Raw genomic sequence first — 13,152 nt, forward strand, 5'->3', positions numbered from 1 at the left:
CCGCCCGGCCCCCGGGCGGGGGCCCGTACCCCGCCCCGGAGCCACCCGCCATGACCGCCCCCACGCCGCCCTCCTCCGCCCGGCCCTCCGCCGCGCCGGCCCCCGACGCGCAGGCGGGCGCCGGCTCCGCCGCCGGGCCGCTGTTCGCCGCACTCGACATCGGCGGGACCAAGATCGCCGGGGCGCTCGTCGACTCCGCGGGGGCCCTCGCGCACCGGGTCCGGTTCCCCACCCCGGCCCAGGACCCCGGCGCCGCCGTCCTCGCCGTCGTGCACCGGGTGCTGGACCGGCTGGCGGCCGCCCCCGGGTGGGCCGCCGTCGGCGCCGTCGGCATCGGCAGCGCCGGCCCGGTGGACCTCGGGCACGGCACCGTCAGCCCGGTCAACATCCCCGGCTGGCGCGACTTCCCGCTCACCGCCGAGGTCGCCGCGCACCCCTCCGTCGGCCCCCGCACCGTCGTACTGGCCGGGGACGGGGTGGCGATGGCCGCCGCCGAGCACTGGCGCGGCGCGGCACGCGGCGCCGACAACGCGCTCTGCCTGGTCGTCTCCACCGGCGTCGGCGCCGGTCTGGTGCTGGACGGCGCCGTCCGACCCGGCCCCAGCGGCAACGCCGGCCACCTCGGCCACATCACCGTCGACCTCGACGGCGACCCGTGCCCGTGCGGCTCGCGCGGCTGCCTGGAGGGCCTCGCCAGCGGCACCGCGATCGCCCGCCGCGCCCTCGCCGGGGGCTGGCGCCCGACCGGGGACGACCGCTCCGCCCGCGCCGTGGCCGCCGACGCGCTGGCCGGCCACCCGGTCGCGGTGGCCGCCTACGACCGGGCCGCCCAGGCACTGGCCGCCGGGATCGCCGCCACCGCCTCGCTGGTCGACCTGCACCGGGTGGTGATCGGCGGCGGGGTCGCCGCCGCCGGCCCGGCCCTGTTCGACCCGCTCGCCCGCCACCTGGACCGGTACGCCGCGCTGCCGTACGTCCGCGGGCTCGACGTCCGCCGCGCCGAACTCGGCACCGACGCGGGCCTGATCGGCGCCGCCGCGCTCTGCCGCTGACCCTCCCCCGGAGCACCCGCATGCCCACCCCGCCGTCCGCCCCGCCCGCGCACACACCTCCGTCCGCGCTGCCCCCGTTCGCCCTGCTGGCCAATCCCGTGCGCGACTACGCGTGGGGCTCCACCACCGCCATCCCCGCGCTCACCGGCACCCCGCCGACCGGCGCGCCGCAGGCGGAACTCTGGATGGGCGCACACCCGTCCGCGCCGTCGGTGCTCGACGACGGGCACGGACCGCGCCCCTTGGACCGGCTGATCGCCGAGGCCCCCGCGCAGTTGCTGGGGCCGGAGACCGTCCGGCGGTTCGGCCCACGGCTCCCCTTCCTGCTCAAGGTGCTGGCCGCCGACCGGGCGCTCTCCCTCCAGGTCCACCCGACCCGTACCCAGGCCGAGGCGGGCTGGGCCGCCGAGGAGGCCCGTGACGTCCCGCTCGACGCCCCGGACCGGGTCTACCGGGACCGCGGCCACAAGCCCGAACTCATCTGTGCTCTGGGTGACTTCGAGGCGCTCTGCGGGTTCCGCCCGGCCGCAGCGACGGCCGCGCTGTTCGACCGGCTGGCCGTGCCGCTGATCGCCCCGTGGGCCGCGGCGCTCCGCCGGCGCCCCGCCGCGGAGGTGCTGCCCGCGCTGCTGCGGCACGTCCTGGAGGTGGCCCGCCCCGGGGCCGGCGACCTCGCCGCCGTCACCGCCGCCCTGCACCGGACCGCCGCGGACGGCGGCCCGTTCGCCGAAGCCTGCGCCGGGTACGCCCGCGCCGCCGCGGACCACCCCGGCGACCCCGGGCTGGTCGCCGCCCTGCTGCTCAACCACGTCCGGCTCCGGGCCGGTCAGGCGCTCGCCCTGGACGCGGGCGTGCCGCACGCCTACCTGCGCGGGGTGGGCGTGGAGCTGATGGCCAACTCGGACAACGTGCTGCGCTGCGGCCTCACCGCCAAGCACGTCGACGTCGACGGCCTGCTCGCGGTGACCGCGTTCCGCACCGGCGAGCCGGCCGTACTGACCGCCCGCACCCCCGACGACGGGGGCACCCCGGACGGTGCACGCGCTCCGGGCGGCGGCGGGATCGAGGAGCAGTTCCCCTCGCCCGCTGCCGAGTTCCGTCTCTCACGGCTACGACCCACGGCCGTACCCGTCCGGGTCGACCTGGCGGACGCCCCGCAGATCCTCCTCTGCACCGCGGGCCGTGCCCGCCTCCGCGCCCCCGGCGGCGCCGGCCTCGACCTCCCCCCGGGCCGCTCCGCCTACCTCCGCCCCGGCGCCGGTCCCGTCCGTCTCACCGGCCCGGGCGCGGAGCTCTTCCGCGCCACCGTCGGCGGCTGAGGAGCGGTACGCGCCGGACACCGCCTCCACCCCTTGCACAGGAAGAAGCCCCAGTCGACTTCCTGTGCCCGGCGTCGGCTCACGCGGTGGTTCGGCGCGTGCGGTGGATCGGTGCGCGCGATGGTTCGGCGCGCGCGGTGTCCCGGCCTCGCGCGGCGGCTCAGCGCCCGCGGTGGCGGTACGACCCCACCGGGACGCTCCGGGTCAGCGCACCGAGACCCGGCAGGCGCCGGCGGGGCCGGTGGTGGGCCGGCACGGGCGCGGCCACCGGTCCGCGCGGCGACTTCACCGCCACGCGGGGCGGCTGCGCCGGGCCCTCGCCCGTCGATCCGTCTGCGATCGGCCCCTCGGCCGTCGGGTCCACCGGCTGGAACGCCGAGAGGAAGCTCCGCTCGGACGGGCTGAGCGTACGGGACCGGCCGGACGCCTCGTCCCGGGCCACCACCACCGTCCGCGCCCGCATATACGTCCGCGGGTCGCGGCACACATTCACCACGACATGCGCGGAACTGCGCCCCAGACGTTCAACGCTCAACCGCACCAGCAATGGTTCCGGCTGATGGTGCAGCTGCTCCAGGTAATCGATCTCGTGCCGGGCGATCAGGAATCCGGACGGAAATAGCGAATCCCGGACGGCGACCGCGTGGTGACAGAACAGGTCGTAAATTCCCTCCTGGACGTAGGAGACCAGCCGGGCGTTGTTGATGTGCCCGTTCTCGTCGACGTCGCTCCACCGGGTGGGACAGGCCAGGACGTGCGCGTTGGCGTGCGCCGCGTGCGTGTGCGGCGCGCTCACCGCTGCTTCGGCCCGGCGTCGCCCCGACCGGCGGCGGCAGCCCCGGCGGGCAGCAGCGCCCGCTGCAACCTCGCGTAGTAGACGGCGTGTTCGGACGCCATCCGGGCGGCGGTCCAGCCCTCCTCGGCGGCCTCCGCGGCGGCCTGGACGACCAGGCTGTCGAGCACCCCGTCGACGGCGCGGCAGAGCTCCGCCACCGCCGCGAAACGCTCGGGGACGTCGGCCCCGGAGGCCGCGTCACGGGCCGGGAACGCGGCGAGCGAGTCCACGGCGAGCCGCAGTTCGTCGACGGTGTCCGACCGGTTTTCCGAAAGGCAATTGCGCACAGTTTTCTCCCGAAACGGATACGGCATTGTCTGATGTTCGAACCCAGTGAGTGGTTCGAGTCCCCCCGGCGCCATGGACGCTATCCCAGCCCGGGCACCTCGCGGATGGTTTACGGAACCAGAGCGGAAACTGACCACCATTGGAGTAGTTTGCCGCTGCATAAAATCAGCCGCATCCACCGAATGCCAGCCCGGTCCCATAGTCCCACCGGTCGCTCCCCCGGGCCTTCCGCTCACGCCGCGCTCCCCCAACTGGTCCACCAGCGCGCCTTGTAGAGCCAGGCGCCGGGCAACCTCCGGACGGCGTCCGGACGGTGCAGCGAGAGCACCGAGGTGCACCAGGAACAGGGGCCCGCGTGGTCCGGGGCCGCGATGAGCAACCGCCCCGAACCCGGCTCGTCGCCGACGCTCTTGACCTCCCTCCCCGCCTGCTCGCCGCCCAGGCCGACCTTCGAGAAGCGGTCCGTCGCGGGGTCGAACCGCCAGAGGTGCCCGGCGGTGCTCACCCAGAAGCGCCCGGGCGTGGCGAGCACCGGCGCCAGGTCGTGACCTCCCGGCTCCGGCAACGGCACCGCCCGGACCGCGGTCAGGGTCGGCGCCGCCGCGGTGCCGCCCACCCGGAGCGCGGTCAGCGTGTCGTCGCCGACCGCCCAGAGCAGTCCGGTCCGCCGGTCCCAGTGCACGCCGTGCGCGCCCGGGAGCCGGAATTCGGCGTGCACCGAGCTCCGCGGCCCCTGCGAGGCCGTGTAGAGCCGGATCCACCCGCCGGTGGAGGCCGCCACCGCGACGTTCCCGTCCGGCAGCAGCTCCGCGCTGTGCGGGTTGGCGAGCGGACCGGTGTCGACCGCCCAGGCGGCGGCGCCGGTCGCGGTGTCGACCGCGGCCGCCAGCCCGCCCGAGGCGGTCGTGAGCAGGTAGCGGCGACCGTGCCGCACCCGGCTCTTCGCCTCGTCCGGCATCGACCAACTGCGTTCCGGCCGGAGGTCGTCGAGGTCCGGCGCGGTGTCCGCCGACCACGACCAGACCACCGGCAGGCGGTCCGGCCCCCGGTAGGCCATCAGCTCCTCGGCGCTCTGCAGCACCAGCACCCGCCGGGACGCCTGGTCCACCACGACGACCGCCCATCCGGGCCCCGCCGTCGCCTGCCCGGTCGGCACCGTCGCCGCGACCGCCGCGAGCACCGCCACACCCACCGCCACGCGCCACGTCCGCACCCACTTCACCTCCACCGTCCGCCCTCGCCCTCGCCCCACCGTCCGGTGTCCTTCCCCGACCCGCCAGCGGGCAGGCTCCGACCGGCCTATCCGCTCCCCCCGGGCCACCTCCCCGCCAGGGGCCCGCTACCGCCCTCCGGCGTAGCCCGCACCGGAGCACCGGTCTGCGCCCCGCCCGACACTCCGGGCCGGGACCCCGCCCGACACTCCGGCCGCCCTCGTCGGTGCGCCGCGCCTTCGGTGCGGAGGAGACGGGGCCGGGCGGCACCCCGGGTGAGGGCGACGCGTCCGGCCTCGCCGACCGTCCGCGCCCGCCCGGCCCGCGGACGCCGCCGAGGCCCCCGAGGACCGGTGCCGCGCGCCCCGGTCCGCCGGCCCTCGCCTACCGGCCGGCGACCAGGTCGCCGAGGCGGGCCAGCGGGGAGGTCGTGGGACGACCGGCGGCCTCCTGACGGTCGGCGGCGTGGTAGACCGCGTAGAGGGCGTGCACGCCGAGCCAGCGCAACGGCTCGGGCTCCCAGCGGCGGACGGTGTGGCCGACCCAGGGCAGCCGGGTCAGCTCGGTGTCGCGGCCGAGGACGAGGTCGCACAGGGTCCGCCCGGCCAGGTTGGTGGTGGTCACCCCGCTGCCGACGTACCCGCCGGCCCACCCGAGCCCGGTGCGGCGGTCCAGGTCGACGGTGGCGCACCAGTCCCGGGGCACGCCGAGCACACCCGCCCAGGCGTGGTCGATCCGGGCGGACCGGGCTGCGGGGAAGAAGGCGTCCAGGACCTCCCGCAGCTGCCGGACGGTCGCCTCCTGCGTGGTGCCGTCGGTGTCGGTCCGCGAGCCGAAGCGGTAGGGCACGCCGCGCCCGCCGAGGGCGATCCGGTCGTCGGCGGTGCGCTGCGCGTACATGTAGGCGTGGGCGAAGTCCCCGAGCACCTCGCGGCCCTCCCAGCCGGTCCCGGCCCAGAACGACGGCGGCAGCGGCTCGGTGGCGATCATCGCCGAGTTCATCGGCAGCCAGGTGCGCCGCTCCCCGGCCAGCCCGGCGGTGAACCCCTCGGTGGCGCGCAGCACGTACCGGGCGGTGACGGTGCCGTGCGGTGTGACGGCGGCCGGCCGGTCGCCACCCCGGATCTCGGTGACCGGCGTCCCCTCGTACACCGCCACGCCCAGCCGCTCCACGGCCGCCGCCAGCCCCGCAGCCAGCTTGGCGGGCTGCACGCGCGCGCCGTGCGGGCTCCACACCCCGCCGAGCGCGCCCTCGACCCGCAGTCGCTCCCGGGTCTCCGACGCGCTCAACTCCTCGACACGGCCCGGTCCGTAGGCGGCCTCCGCGTCCGCGAACGCCCGCAGCCGGGCCAGCTGGGCCGGTGTCCGGGCCACCTCCAACACCCCGCCCCGGACGAGGTCGGCGTCGACGCCCTCCGCCGCCAGGGTCCGCGAGACCTCGCCGACGGCCGCGTCCATCACCCGCTGCATCGCCGCGGCCCGCTCCCGCCCGTACCGCCGGGCGAACGCGCCGCGCCCGGCGAACCCGTTGTAGAGCCACCCGCCGTTGCGCCCCGACGCGCCGTACCCGCAGAACCGCGCCTCCAGTACGGCGATCCGCAGCCCGGGGTCGGCCTTCCTCAGGTAGTACGCCGTCCACAGCCCCGTGTACCCGCCGCCCACCACGCACACGTCGACGTCGAGGTCCCCGGGCAGCGCGGGCCGCGCCTCGGGCACCCCCGACTGCCGCCACCAGAACGACACCCCGCCGTTCACACCCGCAACGCCAGACGCCACGACCCCGACCTCCACTCACGCCGTTCCCGGATCCCCGGACGCTACGCGCGCCCCGGGCTCCCGGACCACCGCCACCGTGCAAGGAATCCGGCCGTCCGCCCCTGCACCCTGTCAGGGGCGGACGGCCGGACCGGCAGGTGCCGGCGGGCCCGCTCAGCCCGGGGTGGAGCCGGTGACCGGGTCGGAGAGGGGGATGCTCCCGCCCGCGAGGCCCGCCTTGACGAACTGCCAGGTGAGGCCGTTGATGACGCCCTGGCCGAGGGGGGCGAACGTGGCGAAGGCGGGCTGGCTGAGGTCGATGTGGGTGGCGTCGCAGGACGGACACTGGTCCTTGACGGGGACGGTCACGGTCCTGCCCTGGTAGGTGACCTTGACCGAGATGCCCTTGCAGACCGGGTCGTTGTTGGGGTTCGCCGTGGTCCACCAGGTGTGCGAGACGGCGACCAGCATCTGGGTGGCCGCGTCGATCCGGCTCCCGCAGGCGCCGTAGCCGGCGTCGTTGTAGTAGGTGGCCTTGCCCTTCACGGGCTTGTTGATCGGTATCGCGGCGCTCGCGGTGCCGGCACTCAGCGCGACGAGCGCGGCGGCGGCCAGCGGGACGCCTGCCAGGATCCGGAGGTTCGGGACAACTCGCATGTGCACCCTCCCGGTTCGGTTCGGTGGGAGGACGGTAGGCAGGCCCGGCATGACCGGTACAGACATCTGACGTGTTGTCATGAACACAAGTCAGCGAGCTTTACCAGCGCGGCCGAAGGGGGGACGATACGTGACCGCACGGTCCCCCGGCTCGTTGACCCGGCACCGTCCACGCGTCCTCGGAGGCCCCCCGTGCGCACCGCTCTCCCCACCGCCCTCCCCACCGTCCTGACCGTGCTGCTCGGCGCCGCCGCGCTCCTCGGGACGGCCGCCGGCCAGGCCGCCGCCGCGCCGGTGCGAGTGCCGGTGCCGGTGAACGCGCCCGCGAACGCGCCTGCCCCTGCGCCTGCGCACCGGGAGGTCAACCAGGGCTACAGCATCCCCGTCGGCGCCGTCACCGACCTCGGCGCACTGCCCGTGCTCGGCAGCCTCGGGCTCGACTTCGCCCGCCTGCTCGGCGCCTGACGGGGCCGGCTCCCCCGCACCGGCGGGAACCCGGTGTACAGCGGGAGGACGGCTTGACAAGATCACTGTCATGCACACCTTCTCCGCACCCGACGGCACCCTCCTCGCCTACCGCGTCGAGGGCGACGGCGACGGCGACCCCGTCGTCTGCCTGCCCGGCGGGCCCATGCAGGACTCCCGCTACCTCGGCGACCTCGGCGGGCTGGCCGCCCGCACCGGCCGCCGCCTGGTCGTCCTCGACCTGCGGGGCACCGGCGACTCCGCCGTACCCGCCGACACCGCCACCTACCGCTGCGACCGCCTGGTCGACGACGTCGAGGCGCTCCGCGTCCACCTCGGGCTCGACCGGCTCGACCTGCTCGGCCACTCGGCCGGCGTCAACCTCGCCGTCCGGTACGCGGAGCGCCACCCCGAGCGGGTGGCGCGGCTCGCGCTGATCACGCCCTCCGTGATGGCCCTCGGCGTGACGATCGACGGGGAGACCCGGCGCGAGACCGCCCGGCTCCGCCGGGGCGAGCCGTGGTTCGCCGAGGCGTACGCGGCGCTGGATGCGATCATCTCCGGGCGCGGCGGACCGGCCGACTGGCCGGCCATCACCCCGTTCACGTACGGGCGTTGGGACGACCAGGCCCGGGCCCGGGCGGCGGCCGAGGGCGATCGACGCAACAGCGAGGCGGCCGGCGTCTTCGGCTCCGAGGGCGCCTTCGACCCGCCGGCCACCCTGGCCGGGCTCGCCGCCTGCGCGGCGCGCGTCCTGGTGCTCGCCGGCGAAGTGGACGTCAGCGCTCCCCCGAAGGCGGCGGCCGAGCTGGCCGCGCTCTTCCCGGACGCCGGGTTCGCCGTGCAGCCGAAGGCCGGGCACTACCCGTGGCTCGACGACGCCGAACTGTTCACGGCCGAGGTCGCGGGCTTCCTGACGTGACACGGGGCGACGAAAGGCCCGTCCGGAGCTGCTCCGGGCGGGCCTTTCGCATGCGTGCGGGCCTCCTCCGGGGTTTCTTCCGCTGCGAAAGTTAGTAATCCCGATACTCCCCCGACAGGCGGGAACACTCCGCCGTCGCACCCCCGACATCACCCCGACATCGGCCGCAACACCGCGCCACAGCGCCGCAATACCCCTGTCCACCAGGCAGAACGGACGATTGACAGGGAGGCCGCGCCTTCAGCACCATGAGCGCCGAGCCACTCGAAACGCCCGGAAGGAGGGCCGATGAGCACCGTTGACCGTGCCGAGCACGGCCCCGTTCGCCGGGGCCCGTGTCGCCGCCGCTGTTGTCGCGGAGCGCTCGCCCGCTGACACCCGTCCGGGCCGCGCCGACCGCGTCCCCGGACCGGCGCACCCGCACCCGGACCCGCACCCGCACCCGGGGTGGCGCGCCGCCCCGCTGTGCCCGTCCGGCCGCGACCGGCCCGCACACCGCCGCACCCACGTCACCCGCTTCCCGTTCCGCCTGCCCGCGACCGGCCCTGCCGCCGCCACGCCCCGGCGCACCGCGGCACGCCGTCGAAGCGGCCTCCCACTCCCCTCCACCCCGCCTCCCCACGAGAGCTGAGGAACCGTCATGAGTGTTGCCCAGAACCAGATCACCGAGCTCGACCTCACCCCGGCCGCCGGCCGGATCGGTGCGATCGTGAACGACGTCCGCCTCGGCGGCGACCTGCCCACCGGGACCGTCGCCGCCATTGAGGCCGCGCTCCACACGCACAAGGTCCTGTTCTTCCGCGGCCAGCAGCACCTGGACGACGCCGAGCACGAGGCGTTCGCCCGCCTGCTGGGCCACCCGGTCGGCCACCCGACCGTCCCCAGCGCGGACGGCCGCTACATCTTCGAGCTGGACGCCACCAAGGGCGTGCGCGCCAACAACTGGCACACCGACGTCACCTTCGTCCCGTCCTACCCGAAGGCGTCGATCCTGCGCTCCCTGGAGCTCCCGCCGGCCGGCGGATCGACCGTGTGGGCCAACACGGTCGCCGCGTACGAGGACCTGCCGGAGCCGCTGAAGGTGCTGGCCGAGTCGCTGCGCGCCGTCCACACCAACGACTACGACTACGCGGCCAGCCTGGCCCTCCGCCCGGAGCTGGCGGACAACGCCGAGATCGCCAACCTGTTCCGTCAGGTGTTCGTCTCGACCGCGTTCAAGACCGAGCACCCGCTGGTCCGGGTGCACCCGGTGACCGGTGAGAAGAGCCTGCTCCTGGGCGCGTTCGCGCAGCGGATCCAGGGCGTCTCGGGCGCCGACAGCCGGGCCCTGATCACGCTCTTCCAGCGGTACGTGGAGCGCCTGGAGAACACCGTCCGCTGGGACTGGCAGGTCGGCGACGTCGTCATCTGGGACAACCGGGCCACCCAGCACTACGCGGTCAACGACTACGGCGACGAGCCGCGCCTGGTCCGCCGGATCACTCTGGACGGCGACCTGCCGGTCGGCGTCGACGGGGTGCCGAGCCGGCTGCTGGAGCCCGCCGACCCGCCGAAGGTGGCCGGTCTGGTGCCGGCCGAGGAACTGGAGGCCGCAGCCCGCGGCTGACCCCGCCGGCCCGCCCCGGCACCCATCGCCACATCGCCCCGACGCCCCGGCACCCATCGCCCCGACGCCCCGAAGGACCGCCGATGTTCACCGCATCCCCGCCCCCGGCCGAGAAGCCCCGCACCGGGGACGAGCGGCGGGACGTCAACGCCGCGGCCGTGCTGCGGGCGGTGCTGGACCACGGTCCGGTCGCCCGCAGCCGGGTCGCCGCGCTCACCGGACTCAGCCCGGCCGCGGTGTCCCGGCAGGTGGTCGACCTCTCCCGGTTCGGGCTGCTCCGCGAGCGGCCCGAACTGGCGGGCGGCGGCGCCGGGACGGTGGGCCGCCCGCAGCTCCCGGTGGACGTCGACACCGGCCGGCTCGCCGTCGCCGGCCTGCACATCGGTGTTCCGTACACCACCTTCGCCTTCCTCGACCTGCGCGGAAACGTGCTGTACCGCCAGGAGTTGAGCAACCGGGGCCGCACCGGCCACGCGGTGCTCCGGCCGCTGCTGGAGCGGCTGCCCCGGCTGCTGGCCGCCGTGCCGGACGGCCGGACGCCGGTCGGCCTGGGCGCGGTGACCGGCGGCGCGGTGGACCGGGAACGCGGAGTGATGGTGCGTCACGAACCCCTCGGCTGGCGGGACCTGCCGCTCGGCGAGCTGCTGGCGAAGGCCTCCGGCCTGCCCGTCCAGGTGGACAACCACGCCCGGGCGCTGGCCCAGGCGGAAATCCTGTTCGGGCACCCCGCGGCCCGCCGCTCCATGGTGCACCTGTTCGTCGGCCACGTGGTGGACGCCGCGCTCGCGGTGGCCGGCACCGTGCACGTCGGACCGCAGTCCCCGACCGGGGACGTCGCCCACCTCCCCGTGGCGGACAGCGACGAGCTCTGCCACTGCGGCCGCACCGGCTGTCTGGCGGTCGCCGCCTCGGACACCACGCTCTTCGAGGCGGCGGCCGCCGAAGGCATCACCCGCACACCGGACCGCACCGAGTTCACCGCCGCCGTACTGGCGGGCGACCCGCGCGCCGACAAGCTGGTCCGGCGCCGGGCCGCGACCGTCGGACGCGCGCTGGCACTGCTCGCCGACGTGGTCAATCCGGACCTGCTGGTCCTGACCGAGACCTTCGCCCTGCTGGACAAGGCCTACCTGGACGTGGTGCGGGAGGAGTTCGCGCTCCGCTCGCACCTTCGCCGGGACGCCGACCTGCTGATCGCCCAGCAGCGCGGGGCCGACGTGCTGGCCGTGGCGGCGGGGGCGGCGGCGCTCGCCGGCCTCTACGCCCGGCCGCTGCACGCCATGGCGGCGGCGGCCGAGGCCCCGCCGGCCGTCCCGGTCCGGCTCGGCTGACCGCCGGCGGGCCCGCACCGCCCCCCGACCGTCGCCCGCCGACCACACCCCGTCGCCCACCGCCCCGCCCGCCGACCGTCGCCCGCCGACCCTTCTTCACCGCAAAGGACTTCCGCCCATGCCCGTCTTCCCCGCTCCGTCCGCCTCCGGGCTCTCCCGCCGGACCCTGCTCCGTGGCGGCCTGGCCGGCGCCGGCCTGCTGACGCTCGCCGCCTGCCGTTCGGCGGCCGACACCGCCACCGCCCCCGCGGGCGACGCGGCGAGCCCTCGCCGGGGCGGCGTCCTCACGGTCGGCGCCGGTGTCGACTTCACCCCGGCCCTGCTCTTCGCCCAGAGCGCCAACACCCTCGTCCAGCGCCTGGTCTTCAACACCCTGACCAGGTACGACGACCGGCTCCAGCCGCAGCCCGAGCTGGCCACCTCCTGGCAGGTCTCCCCGGACGGCACCGCCGTCACGCTGAAGCTGCGCGACGACGTGCTCTTCCACAGCGGCCGCAGGTTCACCGCCGACGACGTGGTCTTCGCGGTCAAGAACCTCCAGAACCCGGTCCGTTCGGCCCAGCTGCGCTCCACCGCCGCCGCCGTCACCGACTTCCGCAAGAACGGCGACTTCGAGCTCACCCTCACCCTCGCGCACCCGGTGAGCAACATCTTCGACCTCTTCGAGTTCATGATCATCCCGGACTCGGCCAGCGTCGAGGAGGCCTTCGCCGGGACGAAGCTGATCGGCACCGGCCCGTACACCTTCACCGACCGCAAGCCGGGCAGCTCGATCACCTTCGCCCGCAACGAGAAGTACTGGAACCCGGGCCGTCCCTACCTCGACGGCGTCGAGATCAGGATCGTCCCGCAGGCCGAGTCGCTGCTCTCCTCCCTCAAGACCGGCCAGACGCACCTCTCCTACAGCATCCGCGGCAAGGACGTCGCCACCCTCAAGACCGACCCGCAGTTCCGGATCACCTCGTACGACACCGGCGCCGGCGCCTACTACATCGGCGCCAACGTGACCGGTGAGCACGTCTCCGACAAGCGGGTCCGCCAGGCCATCGCCTGGGCCGTCGACCGCGACCGGCTGGTCCAGCAGGCGCTCGGCGGCTACGGCACCGTGTCCTCCACCCCCTGGCCCAAGTCCTCCCCCGCGTACAGCGAGGCCTCCGCCGGCCGCTACCGCCACGACCCGGAAAAGGCACGCCAGTTGCTCAAGGAGGCCGGCCTGACGGGCATCACCCTGCCCTTCGCGCACTCCAACGACCCCGGCAACACGGCCATCGCGCAGATCCTGCAGTACGACCTCAAGCAGGTCGGCATCGAGACCGTGCTGCAGCCCACCGACTCGCCGACCATGCAGAAGCAGCTCATCTCGCAGACCATGCCCGCCCTCTGGACGCTGAGCCACGGCTTCGCCCAGCTCCACCCCGCCACCCTGGCGGTCAGCGCCTACCCGTTCAACGAGGCCAAGAACAGCTCGCACTTCTCCTCCCCCGCCTACACCGAGATCGTGCAGAAGGCGTGGAAGCGGCCCGACAGCGACAGCCCCGAGGCCAAGGCGCTCTACCAGCAGATCACCGACGTCCTGCTGGACGAGCAGTTCGTGATCGACCTCGCCATCGCCGGCCTGACCGAGGTCGCCGGCAGCAAGGTGCGCGGCGCCACCCTCAACAAGTTCGGCTACCTCAACCTCGACGACGCCTACCTGACGGCCTGACGGACG

At 75.3% G+C, this 13,152-nt stretch carries 12 protein-coding genes; 7 read left to right on the forward strand and 5 right to left on the reverse strand.

Annotation, left to right across the window (positions count from 1 at the left end):
* The first annotated feature begins 50 nt into the window (after window positions 1-50).
* Both ACFWIC_RS18150 and manA read left to right on the forward strand, forming a co-directional pair.
* Entirely contained in the window at window positions 51-1,052 is a 1,002-nt protein-coding gene (locus ACFWIC_RS18150) for an ROK family protein (protein ID WP_380519375.1), read from the forward strand.
* Window positions 1,053-1,072: 20 nt separating this feature from the next.
* A complete protein-coding gene (manA, locus tag ACFWIC_RS18155) occupies window positions 1,073-2,371 on the forward strand; it encodes a mannose-6-phosphate isomerase, class I (protein ID WP_380355714.1) in 1,299 nt (432 codons plus the stop codon).
* Between the two features lie 160 nt (window positions 2,372-2,531).
* Here the strand turns inward: manA and ACFWIC_RS18160 are convergent, their stop codons facing one another.
* The 5 genes from ACFWIC_RS18160 to ACFWIC_RS18180 form a co-directional block, all read right to left on the reverse strand.
* The gene (locus ACFWIC_RS18160; RefSeq protein WP_329880928.1) at window positions 2,532-3,167 is read right to left on the reverse strand and encodes a thioesterase family protein; all 636 of its coding nucleotides are present in this window, start codon (window positions 3,165-3,167) and stop codon (window positions 2,532-2,534) included.
* Window positions 3,164-3,493, reverse strand: a complete 330-nt coding sequence (locus tag ACFWIC_RS18165; protein WP_329880926.1) for a hypothetical protein — start codon at window positions 3,491-3,493, stop codon at window positions 3,164-3,166. The genes ACFWIC_RS18160 and ACFWIC_RS18165 overlap by 4 nt, the downstream gene beginning before the upstream one ends.
* 233 nt (window positions 3,494-3,726) lie before the next feature.
* Entirely contained in the window at window positions 3,727-4,707 is a 981-nt protein-coding gene (locus ACFWIC_RS18170; RefSeq protein WP_329950076.1) for a DUF6528 family protein, read from the reverse strand.
* 382 nt (window positions 4,708-5,089) lie between these two features.
* The gene (locus ACFWIC_RS18175; RefSeq protein ID WP_380519377.1) at window positions 5,090-6,481 is read right to left on the reverse strand and encodes an NAD(P)/FAD-dependent oxidoreductase; all 1,392 of its coding nucleotides are present in this window, start codon (window positions 6,479-6,481) and stop codon (window positions 5,090-5,092) included.
* Window positions 6,482-6,634: 153 nt separating this feature from the next.
* Window positions 6,635-7,117, reverse strand: a complete 483-nt coding sequence (locus ACFWIC_RS18180) for a cysteine/serine endopeptidase inhibitor (RefSeq protein WP_329950074.1) — start codon at window positions 7,115-7,117, stop codon at window positions 6,635-6,637.
* A gap of 192 nt (window positions 7,118-7,309) precedes the next feature.
* Between ACFWIC_RS18180 and ACFWIC_RS18185 the strand changes: the two genes are divergently transcribed.
* The 5 genes from ACFWIC_RS18185 (at window position 7,310) to ACFWIC_RS18205 (ending at window position 13,146) form a co-directional block, all read left to right on the forward strand.
* Window positions 7,310-7,582: a hypothetical protein gene (locus ACFWIC_RS18185; RefSeq protein WP_380519378.1), complete on the forward strand. Its 273-nt coding sequence runs from the start codon at window positions 7,310-7,312 to the stop codon at window positions 7,580-7,582.
* A gap of 70 nt (window positions 7,583-7,652) precedes the next feature.
* Complete coding sequence (locus tag ACFWIC_RS18190; protein ID WP_380519379.1) at window positions 7,653-8,504, forward strand: alpha/beta fold hydrolase; 852 nt, start codon at window positions 7,653-7,655, stop codon at window positions 8,502-8,504.
* 640 nt (window positions 8,505-9,144) lie between these two features.
* Window positions 9,145-10,110, forward strand: coding sequence for a TauD/TfdA dioxygenase family protein (locus tag ACFWIC_RS18195; protein WP_380355729.1), 966 nt, complete (start codon window positions 9,145-9,147; stop codon window positions 10,108-10,110).
* An 83-nt stretch (window positions 10,111-10,193) separates the two neighbouring features.
* Complete coding sequence (locus ACFWIC_RS18200; protein ID WP_329950070.1) at window positions 10,194-11,441, forward strand: ROK family protein; 1,248 nt, start codon at window positions 10,194-10,196, stop codon at window positions 11,439-11,441.
* Window positions 11,442-11,559: 118 nt separating this feature from the next.
* The gene (locus tag ACFWIC_RS18205; protein WP_380519380.1) at window positions 11,560-13,146 is read left to right on the forward strand and encodes an ABC transporter substrate-binding protein; all 1,587 of its coding nucleotides are present in this window, start codon (window positions 11,560-11,562) and stop codon (window positions 13,144-13,146) included.
* The last annotated feature ends 6 nt before the right edge of the window (window positions 13,147-13,152 follow it).

This window comes from Kitasatospora sp. NPDC127035 (assembly GCF_042726075.1).
Taxonomy (GTDB): domain Bacteria; phylum Actinomycetota; class Actinomycetes; order Streptomycetales; family Streptomycetaceae; genus Kitasatospora.

Coding starts and splice junctions, on each gene's coding strand:
- ACFWIC_RS18150 (WP_380519375.1), top strand. CDS start 51: ATGACCGCCCCCACGCCGCCCTCCTCCGCCCGGCCCTCCGCCGCGCCG.
- ACFWIC_RS18195 (WP_380355729.1), top strand. CDS start 9,145: ATGAGTGTTGCCCAGAACCAGATCACCGAGCTCGACCTCACCCCGGCC.
- ACFWIC_RS18205 (WP_380519380.1), top strand. CDS start 11,560: ATGCCCGTCTTCCCCGCTCCGTCCGCCTCCGGGCTCTCCCGCCGGACC.
- ACFWIC_RS18200 (WP_329950070.1), top strand. CDS start 10,194: ATGTTCACCGCATCCCCGCCCCCGGCCGAGAAGCCCCGCACCGGGGAC.
- manA (WP_380355714.1), top strand. CDS start 1,073: ATGCCCACCCCGCCGTCCGCCCCGCCCGCGCACACACCTCCGTCCGCG.
- ACFWIC_RS18190 (WP_380519379.1), top strand. CDS start 7,653: ATGCACACCTTCTCCGCACCCGACGGCACCCTCCTCGCCTACCGCGTC.
- ACFWIC_RS18180 (WP_329950074.1), bottom strand. CDS start 7,117: ATGCGAGTTGTCCCGAACCTCCGGATCCTGGCAGGCGTCCCGCTGGCC.